Annotated in this window: 10 protein-coding genes and 1 pseudogene; 2 read left to right on the top strand and 9 right to left on the bottom strand. The window is 41.9% G+C overall.

Annotated features, from left to right (window positions below):
• Positions 1–64: 64 nt before the first annotated feature.
• Genes IEY48_RS13690 through IEY48_RS13665 form a run of 6 tightly spaced genes read right to left on the bottom strand, consistent with a single transcriptional unit; the run spans position 65 to position 7,239 of the window.
• A complete protein-coding gene (locus IEY48_RS13690; RefSeq protein WP_188921240.1) occupies positions 65–1,687 on the bottom strand; it encodes a BatD family protein in 1,623 nt (540 codons plus the stop codon).
• The gene (locus tag IEY48_RS13685; RefSeq protein ID WP_283106262.1) at positions 1,681–3,765 is read right to left on the bottom strand and encodes a VWA domain-containing protein; all 2,085 of its coding nucleotides are present in this window, start codon (positions 3,763–3,765) and stop codon (positions 1,681–1,683) included. The genes IEY48_RS13690 and IEY48_RS13685 overlap by 7 nt, the downstream gene beginning before the upstream one ends.
• A gap of 2 nt (positions 3,766–3,767) precedes the next feature.
• Positions 3,768–4,766, bottom strand: coding sequence for a vWA domain-containing protein (locus IEY48_RS13680; protein ID WP_188921238.1), 999 nt, complete (start codon positions 4,764–4,766; stop codon positions 3,768–3,770).
• Positions 4,766–5,305 (bottom strand): DUF4381 domain-containing protein, encoded by a 540-nt coding sequence (locus IEY48_RS13675; RefSeq protein ID WP_188921235.1) that lies wholly within the window; start codon positions 5,303–5,305, stop codon positions 4,766–4,768. Before IEY48_RS13675 ends, IEY48_RS13680 begins: the two co-directional genes overlap by 1 nt.
• The gene (locus tag IEY48_RS13670) at positions 5,306–6,241 is read right to left on the bottom strand and encodes a DUF58 domain-containing protein (RefSeq protein WP_188921233.1); all 936 of its coding nucleotides are present in this window, start codon (positions 6,239–6,241) and stop codon (positions 5,306–5,308) included. It abuts the gene before it with no gap.
• A gap of 41 nt (positions 6,242–6,282) precedes the next feature.
• On the bottom strand, positions 6,283–7,239 hold the full coding sequence (locus tag IEY48_RS13665; RefSeq protein ID WP_188921231.1) for an AAA family ATPase: 957 nt from the start codon (positions 7,237–7,239) through the stop codon (positions 6,283–6,285).
• A 251-nt stretch (positions 7,240–7,490) separates the two neighbouring features.
• On the opposite strand from IEY48_RS13665, the gene fadI reads away from it, so the two are divergent.
• The gene (gene fadI / locus IEY48_RS13660; RefSeq protein WP_188921229.1) at positions 7,491–8,801 is read left to right on the top strand and encodes an acetyl-CoA C-acyltransferase FadI; all 1,311 of its coding nucleotides are present in this window, start codon (positions 7,491–7,493) and stop codon (positions 8,799–8,801) included.
• Between the two features lie 5 nt (positions 8,802–8,806).
• Positions 8,807–10,933, top strand: a complete 2,127-nt coding sequence (gene fadJ, locus IEY48_RS13655) for a fatty acid oxidation complex subunit alpha FadJ (protein ID WP_188921227.1) — start codon at positions 8,807–8,809, stop codon at positions 10,931–10,933.
• A 779-nt stretch (positions 10,934–11,712) separates the two neighbouring features.
• Here the strand turns inward: fadJ and IEY48_RS13650 are convergent.
• From IEY48_RS13650 to IEY48_RS13640, 3 genes and pseudogenes are all read right to left on the bottom strand, one after another.
• Positions 11,713–12,189, bottom strand: a complete 477-nt coding sequence (locus IEY48_RS13650; RefSeq protein ID WP_188921225.1) for a hypothetical protein — start codon at positions 12,187–12,189, stop codon at positions 11,713–11,715.
• 107 nt (positions 12,190–12,296) lie between these two features.
• Positions 12,297–16,478 (bottom strand): EAL domain-containing protein, encoded by a 4,182-nt coding sequence (locus IEY48_RS13645; protein WP_229786466.1) that lies wholly within the window; start codon positions 16,476–16,478, stop codon positions 12,297–12,299.
• Positions 16,456–16,571 (bottom strand): annotated as a pseudogene (locus tag IEY48_RS13640) (ISAs1-like element ISSpu13 family transposase); the annotation flags it as partial. The pseudogene IEY48_RS13640 and the gene IEY48_RS13645, both read right to left, overlap by 23 nt.

Genomic DNA, 16,571 nt, shown 5'->3' with positions numbered 1-16,571 from the left:
TAAATCACCCCAGCGGTCAATCTGAGCTGGGGCGATTGAGGTAAACCCTTTTAAAGGTGAAGGGTTAAGGGTTTAATTCTGCGATAAGTGATTTCTTGTGGGATTGCGGTTGCTCTTTGTAAGCCAGAATGGCATCCATGAGTGATTTTTTATCCATAGTCTGCGGCTTACGACTGTATTTATCGGCTTGCAGTTTATGAATAGCGCTAGCCAGCGGGACCGATAAACCGCTAATTTGGCTGAGCGTCATAGGTTGGCCTAAACGCTCACTAAAGTAGGCTTGTACTGCGGTCATTGCCGCGCTGCTGTCATTTCTATCGCAAGCATGAATAATGGCATTTAAGCCTGTGGTGGCGGTTTTACGCGGTGCATTAGGCTTTGGTTGTGGATTGTATGAGTAACTTGCCGCTACTGCACGGCGCCATAGCACTAATGTGATTAGCCATAGTGTGGCAAATACTGCTGCGATGATAGGCCAATATTGCGGATTGCTAGTAGCGCTAAAACTGTTGGCTGCTGGGATATCCGTTGTTGTTGCACTACTACCCACAACGTTAATAGTACGTTCTGGTAATGTGGCAAATTGCTGCTTTTTAAGATGTGGGTTCCACCAGGGCACGCGGATTTCAGGTAAGGTGTAAGTGCCAGGCTTTGTCGGTACTATCGCGGTTGTTAAGCTGTATTGCGACACCACTTGATTGTCACGCACAAAGGTTTGTCTTGTGGGCTTTTCAGGGTAAGCTTTTAATCCTTCAGCTAACGGAATGTCAATGTCAGGTAAGCTTGTGTCATCAGTATTTGAAGCAATAAGGCTGATAGCGCGGGTAATTGGGCTGCCCACTTCAAATTCGCTAACATCTTCCGGCCAGGTTTCTTTTAACATCACAATGTCGCTGACCAGCCATTTACCCTGATAACTGGGTGGTATTGAGTTGATTTGAATCACTTCACGTTCAGCTTCTGTTTGCATTGGGCGGCTTTCATTAAAACCAAACATGCCACCACGTCTTTGAGCCTCTATTAATACGTCACCGGAGAAGCTTGCCCCGTTGATCACTAACTCACCAGGCAAGTCAGCAATAATGCCGTAAGTTCGTTCTATTACCCGAAAGCGGCGACCATCAAGTATTTCAGTGCCGTCTTTATCTTCACCAATTTGTTTAATCTGCGCGCCTTCAATGTCAGGCGCACTTAATACTCCACGTTGCAGTTCGACTGCGAGGTATAACTTAACTTTATAGGTAATGAGTTGGCCGACGTAAGCTTCAGATGCGTTGGTTTGCACTTTAATAAACACATTTTGTCGCTCATCAGCTTTAGTGCCTTGCGCTATAACATTTAAGTTAATGGGATTTGAGCTAACGCCTTTTATATTAAAGGCCGGAATGGTCACCCTGCCCATACTTTTAGGCGACAGTAATACCTGCCAACGAGTTTCGCGTGTGGTGTCAAAGTTAACCATTTTGGTGCTACGACCAACACTGGTTCGGCCAACGATAAAGTCTTGTAATAACACAGAAGTATCAAGGGCGCCGGCATTGAGGTCGTCATCGGCAACAATATCGAGTACAAAGTATTCGCCTGCAACCACGGGGTTACGATCGACCGTTGCTTGTACTTGGCTAAGTGCAAAAGCCGGTGAGGCAATAATAAATAGCAATAGGCTACATAAAGTTCTGATTACCACTGTTCATTATCCTTAGTCGGTTGACTATTTTGACGACGTTTTTGATATTCAAGTTGCATTTTATTGCGGATGAGCACCTGCGGATCTTCACTGACGGCGCGTAATGCCCGCTGCATGTCTGCAGGTAAATCATCTTGATTGACTTGTGTTGCTGAAACCACCTCTGAAGGCTCGCCTTGAGGTTGCTCTTCTGGCGTTGGTGACGCTTTACCCGCACTCATTTGTTGTTGCTGTTGATTAGCTTGCTCTTCTGCAGCTTCTGCCGCCGCTTGCATGCTTGCTTCATTACTTAATGGCTCATCGTTGTCATTGGGGGATTGCCCTGATTGAGATGATTGTTGTTCGGTATCAGCCTTCTCGTCAGTGTTTGATGCCGACTGCTGTTGATCTTGCGGCGCATCGTCTTGTTGAGAGCCTAATTGTTGATCTTGTTGCGCCTGCTCAGATTCGTTGTTGGGCGAACTATTTTGCTCACTGGTTTGATCTTGCCCCGATGATTGTTGGTTTTGCTGATCACTTTGGGGATTGTCTTGTGATTGTTGCCCGCTTTGCTGGTTATCTTGTGGCTCATTGCCTTGTTCTGATTGCGATTGATCAGAAGATGATGAGTTACTTTCCTGATTAGATTGGTCAGCATTAGCGTTTGAATCGTTTGATTGCTCACCGTCGCCAGATTGATCTTGATTTTGTGAGGGTGACTGCTGCTGTTGCTCAAGGAGCTCTTTGGCTAGCTCAAGGTTTTGCTCGGCACCGGCGAAGGGCGATTGTAATTCAATGGCTTGCTGATAACGCTTAATCGCTTCTTGATAATCATTGAACTGCATTAATGCATTACCTTGGTTGTAAAAGCCATTGGCGCTGTTATCTTGCTCAAAACCTTCAAGTGCTTGCTGATAATCACCCGCTTTATAGTGTGCTGAGGCTTGCCATTGTGGGTCGTTAAAGGTGCCAGCCGCTTGAGAAAAGTCACCTTGTTCAAACGCTGATTGCGCTTGTTGGTCTTGAGTCTGCCATAAATCTTGCCAAAGCGATGCGTGTGCAGGTTGGCTATTTACTGCGTTTAGGCTCATCAACCCGCCAAGTAGAAAGAGTGGATTTAACACTAATGTCATTAAGCCCTGGCGAAAACTAACCAGCATAGGCAACACCAGCAATATGGCTAGGTATGGGCCTAAATCTTGCCATGATTCACCCGCAAGCTCTGTTTCGGTGGCTTCGCCGTCGATGGCTAACCATTCGGTGAGCGTGTTTACATCACTGCCATCAGTTTGAGCTGGAACCAGTATGCCCTGATGTTGTTGAGCTAACTTTTGCAATAACGCGTAATCTGTTTTGGCGACCACGACTTCGTTGCTGTTGTCACGTAGCAATTGGCCATCACCTAAGCGAATAGGGGCACCTTGTTGACTGCCAAATGCCATAATCGATAAGCGATATCGACTGTTTTTTAAGGTTTTAATGGCCTGATTAAATTGGCTGTCTGACACGCCGTCGGTCATTAAAATTATATCACCACCAACATGTCCACCTTGTGCCAATAAATTCTCAGCAAGAGCGAGAGCAGAAGCCAGATTAGACCCTTTGGTCGGCATGATTTCTGGTGACAGTGTGGGCAGCAAATTTAAAATTGTTGCGCTGTCACGTGTCAGTGGGCTAATGGTATAGGCATCACCTGCGTAGGCAATGAGGCCGGTTTCACCTTCTTTTAGCTCTGACAATAAGTCTGTGGCTCTAAATCGGGCGTATGACAAACGGTTAGGGCTTAAATCGGTGGCGTACATCGACAATGACATGTCCATGATCAGCACTCGGCCTTGTTCGGTGGCAAACACGGGTAAATTTTGCTTATTAACTGCAGGACCGGCTAAGGCTACCACCGCGATAATCCAGCACACAATTAACAACCATTTAGGTTGGCTTTTGTTGTCTGAGCTTTGATTGATCAATAACTGACTTAAATGCGGTGCTATGTATTGTTTCCAAGCTGATTGCTGGCTGTGTCTACGCCAAAATAACAAACTGACTAACGCGACTGGCAGTAGGGCGAAAAGCCACTCTGGGCGAATAAAATGCAACATGATCAGTTAGCTCCTTTGGTGATGCTTTTAGGAGCAAACAACGTCGGCCATTGTTGCTGTAATACAATAAGTAAACTGATAAGCAAAGACATTAACAAAGGCCAGTAAAATAATTCACTTTTAGGGCGATAACTGAGCTGGTCGCGACTGACGGGTTCAAGCTTATCGATTTGTTGATAAATGCTGTCTAATTCTTCAGTGTTGCGCGCTCTAAAGTAATAGCCATTCGTCATCTCAGCCAGTTTTTTCAATTGGGCTTCGTCTAAATCCATTGACGGATTAACGCGTTCTTTACCAAATATTGTGCGACGCTCAAATACTTCAGCCCCAACACCTATGGTGTAAATGGTGATGTTACGTTTGGCGGCGATTTGCGCAGCCACTTCTGGTTCAATACTGCCGGCATTGTTTGAGCCGTCAGTTAATAAAATTAATACACGGTTACTTTCGTCCACTTGATCGAAGCGTTTTACTGCCAGGGCAATTGCCTCGCCAATGGCGGTTTGTTTGCCCACGAGACCAATTTGTGCGTCCGCTAAAAAAGTGGCTACAGAACGGCGGTCTTGGGTTAATGGGGCTTGCAGGTAGGCGTGGTCGGCAAACAAAATCAGTCCAAGTCTGTCGCCTTTTCGGCGCTCAATAAAGTTGCTAAGCACATGCTGAATAAGGGTGAAACGATTGACTGTCTGCCCATTTATCACCATGTCTTCAATTTGCATACTGCCGGATAAGTCAACGGCCATCATTAAGTCGCGACCTTTAGAGGGTAGCTCAATAGGCTCACCTAACCATTGGGGTCTGGCGATGGCGATTAATAAAAAGGTCCACATTAACCAATAACGTTTTCGGCTTTGCTTGTTTTTACAGGTATGCATTACCGTAGTTGCCGTCGCAATTCCCGGTATTTGCAAGTGTCCACCGACATCACTGGTTTTGGTTTGTTTAATCAATAGTGGTAAAGGCAGTAATAGCAATAACCATGGCCAATATAAAGCTAACATTAGGCCTCCTGCACTTTGGTGGTGATTAATGTGTGGTCGCTAAAGGCTTGCGTGCTGCTTAACCAAGCCCTGGCTAACAATAATAATTGTTGTTTATCTTGAATGCTTAAGCCACTCGCCTGGTGGCGCTTAACCAACAGCTCACCCATTTGTTGTTGGTGTTTGCTTGGTAAGCGTGTATCTAACCAAGCAAACCAAGGCTGACCATTTAATTTTGCCAGGTGTTGCCTCGGCAGGTAAGTCATTGCGGTGCGCTTAAGTAAGCTATTTACGTTTGCAGCAAAATCATCATCATTAATGTCGTATTGATTTAGCATGGCAAGCGCCATTCTTCTTGGTGCATGATGTTGATATTTTTTATACAGTTTAAAACTAAACCAAGCCAGTAAGGTGATTATTAGCGCAGCGATAATCCAATAACCCGGTGCAATGGGCATCGCACTGATGGGGTCGGGCAATTTGATGTCTTGTAGCTGTGCTAATGGCCCAGCATTAACGTCGGTTGTGATTGGTGGCATTGGCGAATTTGAGGTTGTCATTTAACGTAAAATATCCAATTGGGCACTGAGTGGTTTAGCGGCATCAATTAATCTTGGCTGCACTTTAATCAAATTCATTAAGTTAATAAATTGCTGTTGTTGTGATTGCTGATTGGCTAACCATGCATCATAACTTTGGCGCGTTAACGTCAGTTGTTGTTGACCGTCTCGCACTGGTAGGGTGAACTGCTTCGGTAAGGCTAATGTACCTTGTCTAAGGGGGTCGGTGATCATAAAGGCGCCGATATCACAATGGCGTGACAACTCTGTAAGCGGGGCTAAACACTGTTGATTAATATGTTGACCGTCACTAATAATCCAAATCAATGAACCTGGTTTAGCAATGCGTTGTAATCGCTGACAAGCTTTAAACATATGGTCAGGGGCTGACACAAGCTGATTAATTTGGCTTAACTGTTGTTGATGAACGTCAATTAACCCGGAGGTTAACTGTAAAATCCCTTGACGGCGGCTACGAGGTTTAAGCTCTAAATGAGTAGACTCACTGGCGATGAGCGCGCCTAGGCGGTCGCCATGATTGATTGCATTCCAGCCTAGCGTGGTAGCTAAGTGGGCAATTTGTACTGATTGCAATAACAATTGCGAGCCAAAATAAGCGCTGTGGCTCAAGTCAATAAGTAGCAGAATAGGGCGTTCGCGCTCTTCGACAAACAATTTTGTGTGTGCCACTCCGGTACGCGCCGTTACTCGCCAGTCAATGGTACGTACGTCATCACCATTTTGGTAGTGACGCACCTCGGCAAACTCCATGCCGCGACCTTTAATTAGGCTACTACGATGACCCGATAAAGCCGCTTTTGCGCGAGATTGTCGGTCAGGGATCGCCCTTGACAAGCTTTGACACGCAATAAGTTCTTGTTCGGTTAGATTCACACCATCGCTGTAGAGTGGCAGTGACTGAGTATCGTGCATCATAGCGTTATCATACTTACTAATATCAACATGCAACTGCGCCTTTAAGGTACGGCAACTTGGCTAAGAATATGGTCGATAACCTGATCGGCGGTGACACCTTCTGCTTGTGCTTGATAGCTCAATAACAGACGGTGACGAAGCACATTAGGCGCAACAGCCTGGATATCTTCAGGAGATACAAAATCGCGTTCATATAACCATGCTCGGGCACGCGCACAACGTTCTAATGAAATGGTTGCACGTGGGCTAACGCCATATTCTAACCATTTTGCAAGTTCACTACTGTATCGAGCGGGCTGGCGAGTGGCCATAACGATTTCGACGATGTATTTTTCAAGTGGGTCGGCTAGGTAAATTTCTAACGCTTGATCACGCGCGGCAAATACATCTGCTTGGGCTACGGGGTCAATAGTTGGCAGTTGATGTGTTTGGGCTTCTTTTCGTGATTGACGCAAAATTTCGCATTCAGTTTCTGCACTGGGGTAATCCAGATTTAAGTGCATTAAAAAACGGTCTAGCTGCGCTTCGGGTAGCGGGTAAGTCCCTTCGTTTTCTAATGGGTTTTGTGTTGCCATCACTAAAAAGAGTTCTGGTAGTGGATAACTGTTTTTCCCCACCGTGACTTGGCCTTCAGCCATTGCTTCTAATAGTGCTGATTGCACTTTAGCCGGTGCTCGGTTAATTTCGTCAGCCAAAATAAGGTTGTGGAAAATGGGCCCAGCTTCAAATTCAAATGTCCCGGTTTGCTGACGGTAAATATCAGTTCCGGTTAAATCGGCGGGCAACAAATCTGGCGTAAATTGGATACGATGAAACTCGCCTTCAACACCATCACAAAGTGCTTTTACAGCACGGGTTTTGGCTAAGCCTGGTGGGCCTTCAACTAATAAATGGCCATTGGCGATAAGTGCAATTAATAGGTTTTCGGTTAATACGGGCTGACCTAATACAACAGTATCTAAATAGGCGCGCAGTGAGTGGAAACGACTTAACGGCATAGCTGTACTCAATTTATTTTGTTTGCATTGGGGTTATTGAAGCCTATGTTATGAATTCTATGGGTTTTTGGCTAGTAGGATTAACATATTTTAACTATTAATGAATCAGATAGTTGTAAACGCCTGTTTAAAACTATTCAATAAAAAGTTAGAATCAGATCACACTTTGATGGTCTGACCAGATAATCTGGCCAAAATAGAATACTTATCGGCTCTGCCTTGATGAGCTAACAATAATAGAAGGGTGACATATGAGTGATAGACAACAGGTAACGAATGCCCGGGGCGATCGTATTGCGATTGTGGCTGGTTTACGAACCCCATTTGCGAAACAAGCAACGGCTTTTCATGGCGTGAATGCATTGGATATGGGCAAAATGGTGGTGAATGAGTTACTGTCTCGCTCTGAAATTGACCCTAAATTAATTGAACAACTTGTATTTGGTAAAGTCGTTCAAATGACTGCGGCACCTAATATCGCGCGTGAAATTGTGTTAGGAACTGGGATGGACGTCAATACAGATGCTTATTCTGTCACTCGAGCTTGTGCTACTAGTTTCCAGTCTACCGTTAATGTCGCTGAGTCAATTATGACTGGCAATATTGAAATCGGTTTAGCGGGTGGTTCTGATTCGTCTTCAGTATTACCCATTGGAGTCTCGAGAAAACTGGCTCATGCTTTAGTCGATTTAAACAAAGCCCGCACCTTTAAAGATAAGTTTGCGATTGCACGACGTTTAGGTTTAAAAGATTTATTGCCTGTACCGCCAGCCGTTGCAGAATACTCAACGGGTTTGTCTATGGGGCAAACTGCTGAGCAGATGGCGAAGACTTATCATATTAGCCGTGCAGATCAAGATGCATTGGCCCATCGCTCACATACTTTGGCCACAGAAGCTTGGAATGCAGGTTTCCTTCACGATGAAGTGATGACAGCCCATATTCCACCTTATAAGCAGTTTATCGATCGTGATAATAATATCCGTGAAAACTCAGTGCTTGAGTCTTATGCCAAATTACGTCCTGCCTTTGATCGTAAACACGGTACGGTAACAGCAGCCAACAGTACACCGTTAACTGATGGTGCTTCTGCGATTATTTTAATGAGCGAAAGCCGTGCTAAGGCATTAGGTTATCAACCTATTGGTTACATTAAGAGTTATGCCTTTACCGCCATTGATGTGTGGCAAGACATGTTGATGGGGCCTTCTTATGCGACTCCGTTGGCCCTTAAGCGCGCCGGTATGGAGTTAGAAGATTTAACTCTAATTGAAATGCATGAAGCATTTGCAGCGCAAACATTAGCGAACATGCAAATGTTTGGTTCGAAAAAGTTTGCTGAAGAAAAGCTGGGACGTAACCGCGCTATTGGCGATATTGATATGAGCAAGTTTAACGTGCTTGGTGGTTCGTTAGCTTATGGTCACCCATTTGCGGCAACGGGTACGCGTTTAATTACCCAGGTATGTCGTGAACTTAAGCGTCGTGGCGGTGGTACTGGTTTGGCAACAGCTTGCGCTGCTGGTGGTTTAGGCGCAGCAATGATTTTAGAGGTGGAGTAATGAGCATGGAAAAGACATTTAATTTAGCTCGTCGTGATGATGGTATTGCCATTTTAACTATGGACGTTCCTGGTGAAACCATGAACACCTTAAAAGAACAATTTGGACCTGAAATCACTGAGATTCTTGCTGAAATCAAAGCTGACAGCAGCATTAAAGGTTTGGTGGTGACTTCTGGTAAGGCGGACTCGTTTGTTGCTGGCGCCGATATTACCATGTTGGCAGCATGCAAAAGCGAAGCAGATGCAAAAACGCTGTCTCAGCAAGGGCACGTGGTATTTTCTGAACTTGAAGGCTTGTCTATCCCTGTTGTCGCGGCGATTAATGGTGCGTGCTTAGGTGGTGGGTTAGAGTTAGCATTGGCATGTCATTTACGTGTATGTAGTGACGATAAAAAAACCATGCTTGGTGTGCCAGAAGTACAACTAGGTTTATTGCCTGGTAGTGGTGGTACACAACGCCTGCCTCGCTTGGTTGGGATTGCAGCTGCACTGGATATGATGCTGACAGGTAAGCAAATTCGCCCTAAGCAAGCCTTAAAAATGGGCTTGGTAAATGATGTTGTACCCAATTCAATTTTAGTTGAAACCGCAGTAGAGTTAGCTAAAAAAGGCAAACAAGCGGCTAAGCCAGTAAAACAATCTAAAATTAATCAATTTTTAGAGTCTAGTTCATTTACCCGCGATATTATGTTTGACCAAGCTCGTAAGCAGGTCATGAAGAAAACCCAAGGTAATTACCCTGCACCAGCTAAGATTATTGACTGTGTTCGTCAAGGTATGAACAAAGGCATGATTAAAGGGCTTGAAGTTGAAGCCACTCACTTTGCTAATCTAGTGATGTCTAAAGAGTCAGCTGCACTACGTAGCTTGTTTTTTGCCACCACAGAAATGAAGAAGGAAACCGGCGCTGAAGGGGCTTCACCACGCAAGGTGAAAAAAGTGATGGTATTGGGCGGCGGTTTAATGGGCGGCGGTATTGCCTCTGTTACAACAACCAAAGCGAAAATTCCTGCCCGCGTTAAAGATATTTCAGAGCAGGGTTTAAGCAACGCATTATCGTACGCTTATAAGTTGTTAGATAAAGGTGTTAAGCGTCGTCATATGACGCCAGCGGCACGTGACAATATTATGTCGCTGATGACCACAACCACTGAATACACCGGCATTAAAGATGCTGATATTGTCGTTGAAGCGGTATTTGAAGATTTAGCGCTTAAGCATCAAATGGTGAAAGATGTCGAACGTGAATGTGGCGAAAACACCATTTTTGCTTCAAACACCTCATCGCTGCCTATTGGTCAAATTGCCGCAGCGGCAAGTCGCCCTGAAAATGTAATTGGTTTGCATTACTTCTCACCGGTAGAAAAAATGCCGTTAGTGGAAGTTATTGCCCATAAAACTACGTCACCAGAAACCATTGCAACGACAGTAGCCTTTGCTCGCAAGCAAGGTAAAACTCCGATTGTTGTACAAGACGGTGCTGGTTTTTATGTAAACCGTATTTTAGCTTTGTATATGAACGAAGCTGCTCAGTTGTTATTAGAAGGACAGCGTATTGAGCATTTAGATCGTGCATTGGTTAAATTTGGTTTCCCTGTAGGTCCGATGACCTTGCTTGACGAAGTGGGCATAGACGTTGGCGCTAAGATTTCGCCTATTTTAGAGAAAGAGCTTGGTGAGAGATTTAGCGCTCCAGCCGCATTTGATAAGTTATTGGCTGATGATCGTAAAGGGCGTAAAAATGGTAAAGGGTTTTATCAATATGGACCAAAAGCCAAAAAAGATAAATTGGTCGATGAGTCAGTTTACAAAGTGCTCGACATCTTAATTGCCTCAGATAAAGAAGCCAAAGATGTCGCGGAGCGCTGTACTGTCCAAATGTTAAACGAAGCGGTTCGTTGTCTTGAAGAGGGCATTATTGCTTCTGCAAGAGATGGCGACATCGGGGCGATATTTGGTATTGGTTTCCCACCATTCTTAGGCGGGCCTTTCCGTTATATTGACACCCTAGGGGCTAAGAACTTAGTTGATACATTAAATGGATATCAATCATTATACGGTGAGCGTTTTGCGCCGTGTGATACATTGGTGAAAATGGCCAGCGATGGTAGCCAGTTTTATAGCAGCTAATTGGTGATTGTTGTTAATGAAAACCGCTCACTTTGAGCGGTTTTTTATTGTCTATGATTTTGACTATTTACCACACGACAATAGTGTGCATAAAAAAGCGGCAAGTTGTTGCCGCATTGTGGTTATCGTACGGCATTTATTTGCCTGAATTTTAATCGAACTAAACCTGCGTTTAAGGTATAGTACGCACTCTTTAGTTGTGTAGATCATATTTACAGGCTAAATCAGAATTGATTGACACAGGGACTTTAGTGCTAAATAACTGAGCACATTATAGCTTTAGTATTACGACACAGTATGGATGAGCTTTCGGTACAGTTGGGGTAAGTAGTATGCAGTTAAGTTGGTTGGTGATTCTTGTGTTATCGAGTGCAAGTAGTTGTGTGGCATTTGCCTTTGCTGCTTATAAGCAAGGATTAGCGGTTAAAAGGTGGGGGTGCCTAGCACTGATACTGGGGCCGCTTACTTATCCGTTGTTCAGTGCCCATAAGCACCTTGCTGACGTGAAGTTGGCTCGACATGGTGGTTACCGGATAAAGTGTTAGCAAGTTTAGTGGCAATGAGTTTAGTGACAATGAGTTTAGTGATAGTGATTTAGTAGCATAGACACAACAAAAAAGGAGCCTAGGCTCCTTTTTTGGTATTGAGAAGTTTATTTCCACCAAGCTTTAGCTTGGATAACTTCTAAATGGTTCAACCCTTCAGGCAGTTTCACCTTTTTACGAGCGGGTTTCGCTAAACCTAGGGCGATTTTTAGAGAAGTAAACATCATATTCTCCTTAAGCAGTTTGAGTGTCTAGGACTTTAACCCCAGGGACTCTAGCCGTTTGTGACTCCAGAACTCGTACACCAGGGATTCGTGCGGTTTGGGCGTCTAGGACTTTAACCCCAGGGACTCTGGCCGTTTGTGATTCGAGAACTCGTACACCAGGGACTCTAGCTGTTTGTGACTCCAGAACTCGTACACCAGGGATTCGTGCGGTTTGTGCGTCTAGGACTTTAACCCCAGGGACTCTGGCCATTTGTGACTCCAGAACTCGTACACCAGGGATTCGTGCGGTTTGGGCGTCTAGGACTTTAACCCCAGGGACTCTGGCCGTTTGTGACTCCAGAACTCGTACACCAGGGATTCGTGCGGTTTGGGCGTCTAGAACTTTTACTCCAGGGACTCTGGCTGTTTCTGATGTTTGAGTGTTATTTATCACTCCGTTAGATAACGCCGATAACACTGCTAGTGTAATTATTCCTTTAATCATTTTTCATTCTCTCTTATTTATTATTCAAGCTCAGGGTTAATATCAATATTATTTTGACTACTGAGCATGAATTAGCATTTAACATGCCAAAAGTAAGAGAGAATGATTTATTTTTTCATTAGCGTTTGCGTTAAAGGCTCATGTTTAAGTTTATCGGCTGTTAACATGAGTTCAAAATCGGTTTCTTTAATTGGTTTACTGTATATATAACCTTGAATTTCTTCGCAATTCAGCGCCTTTAAGATGTTGAGTTGTGCTGTCTGCTCAACACCTTCGCCAACAACTGATAGCCCCATATTGTGAGCTATGGTGATAATGGAGTCGACCATTTTAAGGTCGCGGTCCGATTTATCGATATCGTCAACAAAAGTCTTGTCAATTTTTAAACAATTAATTGGGAAGCGTTTTAAATACGATAATGACGAGTAACCAGTACCAAAATCGTCAAGTGCCAAGCTTACACCCATTTTAGCCAGTTGCTGCATAACCTTAATGGCTTGTTCTGGGTTTTTGATTACAGTGCCTTCAGTGATTTCTAACTCTAAATGTTTCGCTGGCAGTTTTGTCAGTCGTAAAATTGACTCTATGCGCTGTTGTAAATCAACCAGTGCAAATTGTTTTGACGATAAATTGACAGCCACTCGACCATCAAATAATCCTGACTCTAACCATTTTTGCGCTGCGAAACAGGCTTTGCGTAATACCACATCACCAATTTCGACGATCAGGCCGTTTTCCTCTGCTAACGGAATAAACTCATTAGGGCCAATTAACCCCAGTTTAGGGTGGTTTAAGCGTACCAGCGCTTCCATACCGGCTAAACGATCTCTTTTTACATCGACTTTAGGCTGGTAATACACCTCAAACAAATCGTCTTTTAAGGCTTCTCTTATCAGGTTTTCAATTTCAAGTTGGCGTAACGCATTTTGGTTTAATGACTCAGAATAGAATTGATAACGGCTACCTCCCGCAGACTTCGCATGGTACATGGCAATGTCAGCTTTACGCAGTAACGCCTGTTCATTTTGCTCATCTTCGGGATACAGCACAATCCCAATACTGATCCCTAAGACCAGTGATTCATTATTGATATTGAATGCTGGTTTTAAACAATTGATGACTTTCGTTGCTATTGCTGCGCAATTACCAATGTCTGGAAACTGGTCAACTAGTAATGCAAATTCATCGCCGCCTAATCGGTATAAGCTGGCATGTTCAGGTATTGCGAGTTTGATACGCTCTGCAACTCCAATCAATAAATCATCGCCAATTTGATGACCTAATGAATCATTAATCCGTTTGAAGTTATCTAGGTCGAGCACCATGAGGGTATGATGAATGTCTTTTTTTACCAGGTTGCTTAAGGTGACTTGTAAGCTTGAACGATTAGGTAAGCCTGTTAATAAATCATTGTTGGTCAGCTTTCTGAGTTCTTCTTCTTGTTGTTTACGGCGAGTAATATCCGAGAATACCCCAACATAATGACTTGTTTCACCTTGCTCGTTGTAAATGGCATCTATGGTGAGTTCCATTAAGAAAAAGTCATCCGTGCCTTTGCTGGCTTCTACTTCACCGCTCCAGCTACCTTGTTGTTTTAAAATCGTCCTAATCTGTTCTGAATAACTTTCAGGGTAACGACTAAAGCTGAGCGTTTCATTAAGATACTTTTCATGAGTAGATGCCGTGAGTTCACAGCAAGCTTCGTTGACTTCAACAAATTGATATTTTTCGTTTAAAATGAACATCCCTTCTGAAATGTTCTCAATTGCGCGAGCAAACAAACGTAATTGTTCTTCAGCTTGTTTAATATTATTAATGTCTTTGATTGTCCCGGTCATACGTAAAGGTTGATCTTTTTGATCTCGTTCAACAATTTTTGCCCGGTCTAAAATCCAGATCCATTGTTGGTTGCGTGCTTTAACACGATAGGCAATTTCAAAGTGGTCAGTGATGGAGTTAAAATGGTCATTAAGCGCTTTTGCTACTCGCTCTCTATCTAAGGGGTGAATGTTGCTCTCTTCATCAGGGTTACCTGAACGACGGCCGTCTTGAGGAAAATCTAATGATCCCCATATGTTAGAACGATAAATTTTACCGCTTTCAATATCCCAGTCCCACATTTCATCGCCACTGCCCCACAAGGATAATTTTAACCGTTCTTCACTCAAGGCGATTTGTTTTTGTGTTTGCCGGCGTTTGTTTATAGCCCTGATAGTCAGCAATATAATAATGATTACAAACGTAGTATATATACCTAAGGCTAAATTAGATAACCACCATGGTGGTGTGATTATCACTTTAATACTTCTTACATCGGTTTTTTTCTTTGTAAATTTATGTTCAGCATATAACCTAAATGTATACTCACCAGCAGAAAGGTTCGTATAGGTAACTGTATTACTTCCATTTGTTGATAACCAGTCCTTCTCTAAATCTTCTAAATAATAGAAATATTCGAAGTCCGTGCTTTTTTCACCTAAAACATTGAACTTAAATGAAAATGGATACTCTGAGTACTTTAGTGATATTGACTTTGTGAGGTTTATTGGTCTTTCAAGTTTCTCACTTCCAGTTTTTACCGGTGTATTAAATAATAAAAATTCTTCAATGTTAATTTTTTTTGACTTTTCACTTTCAATATTCAACATTAAAAGTTTTGGGTCTAATAATAATAAGCCTTCAGTACTTCCTAGTAATACTTTGTCATTGAGTTTTAGCGCTGACTGGGTATTGTAATCATTAAAAGAACCATCACTAGTATTTAATGTATAGTTTTTGTTTTTCTCAGTATCAATGATTATCACTTCTCTATTTGATGCTATAGTTATAGTGTTATCTATGTTGGTCATTGAGTAGATTATCTTTTTTCTGTTTAATATATTTGTTATCTTATTTTTTTCTAATAAATAAACAGAGTTCCTTGTTCCAAAATAAACTTTGTTATTGTTTTTGGTGATGCTAAATACAAAATCGTCATTGAATATTTTTTCTAGCTTTGAATTCTCATATTTTAATAAACCATTTTGAGATGCGATTAATAGTATTTTTCCATCTAAAAGTGTATCGTAAATTGGGTAACCGGTTCCAGTATCTATTTTAGATATTAAAGACCCATCAGGATCTAGTTTGTATACTACTCCGTCAAATGTAGATGCAAAAATCATTCTATCAAAAATTTTAATGCTAAATATTATATCATTTAGTATCTTTTTCTCATTTTTTGTTATGTTATCTTTAATAATCAAGCCATCAGATGTACCTATAAAAATTTTATCTTCAATCTTCGCTAGTGTCTTAGGACCAGATGTGAATTTATTGTTTTTTTCCGAAATGGATTTTGTATAAAAATTGTATGACTTTAATTTTTCCGTATTATCTGCAATTAGTAATTCATCGTCTAATTTAATCATAGACCAAATGTTTGACTCTGGTATGTTTAGTCTTCTTAGTTGGTTTATTCTTCTTGATATATCAAAAAAACCGTCTACAAAGTTAGATAAGTATATATGATTAAGGCTTATTGATATTAGTGTGTTATTTAACCTTTCTTCGCTTATGTTTAGCGAGCCAATTTTAGTTAAGTTTAATCTTCCATTATTATATGAGATGTTGAATAAATTGTTTCTTATTATTCCTAGTTCACTATTTTTTTCTTCTTCCTGTAAACTAAATGTTTTTATTATCGCATCTGATATCAGCTCGGCTTTATTAGTTAATAAATAAACCCCACTGTTAGTTGCTGCTATTACTTCATTATTCAGTAATGTTATGTCATTTGAGTAATTAATTAATTTTTTTTCTGTGTTTTGATTTATTTTGTAAACATCACCGTCATAATTTCTTAAAAAAAACTGGTCAGATAACTTGATAATTTTTTTTACTTCATTATAGTTTTTTGATTCAGAATCTAACGTTGTTTTGTTTTCTAAATAATTGTAAGCAATAACTCTATTTTTTAATCCTATTAAAATTTCATCCCCATTTTTTGATAGAGACCATATCGCTTTCTCTCCGACTAGATATGATATTTCATTTTTGAAAAAGGTTCCATTGCTAGGGTTGTATAATATTAACCCTTTATCAGTTCCTATAAGTAAATCACCATTATCAATATTTAGGAAATTTCGAATAAATGAGCTTGGTAATGACTTATTATCATCTCCTGCATAGAATTGTTTAAATTCATTACCATCGAAACGATTTAGACCGTTGATGGTACCAACCCAAACGTAACCTTGCACATCTTCAGTTATAGCCAGGGGCTGATTACACTTTTTGACCAGCGCCAAAAATAATATCTTCCCTGAAATCATCACTCCAACAAGCCCTATTGAATTTCTGATTTTGGCTTGTTTTAGCGGGATGTAGCTTCACTAGATTTA

Source organism: Shewanella saliphila (genome assembly GCF_014648295.1).
Taxonomy (GTDB): Bacteria; Pseudomonadota; Gammaproteobacteria; order Enterobacterales; family Shewanellaceae; genus Shewanella; species Shewanella saliphila.
Note: the sequence above shows the minus strand (reverse complement) of the source record. Positions and strands in the feature narration are given on the sequence as shown.

What these genes read in the sequence shown, in the direction of transcription:
- IEY48_RS13685 (WP_283106262.1), bottom strand. Translation starts at nt 3,765, where the DNA reads ATGTTGCATTTTATTCGCCCAGAGTGGCTTTTCGCCCTACTGCCAGTC.
- IEY48_RS13680 (WP_188921238.1), bottom strand. Translation starts at nt 4,766, where the DNA reads ATGTTAGCTTTATATTGGCCATGGTTATTGCTATTACTGCCTTTACCA.
- fadI (WP_188921229.1), top strand. Translation starts at nt 7,491, where the DNA reads ATGAGTGATAGACAACAGGTAACGAATGCCCGGGGCGATCGTATTGCG.
- fadJ (WP_188921227.1), top strand. Translation starts at nt 8,807, where the DNA reads ATGGAAAAGACATTTAATTTAGCTCGTCGTGATGATGGTATTGCCATT.
- IEY48_RS13665 (WP_188921231.1), bottom strand. Translation starts at nt 7,239, where the DNA reads ATGCCGTTAAGTCGTTTCCACTCACTGCGCGCCTATTTAGATACTGTT.
- IEY48_RS13675 (WP_188921235.1), bottom strand. Translation starts at nt 5,305, where the DNA reads ATGACAACCTCAAATTCGCCAATGCCACCAATCACAACCGACGTTAAT.
- IEY48_RS13650 (WP_188921225.1), bottom strand. Translation starts at nt 12,189, where the DNA reads ATGATTAAAGGAATAATTACACTAGCAGTGTTATCGGCGTTATCTAAC.
- IEY48_RS13670 (WP_188921233.1), bottom strand. Translation starts at nt 6,241, where the DNA reads ATGATGCACGATACTCAGTCACTGCCACTCTACAGCGATGGTGTGAAT.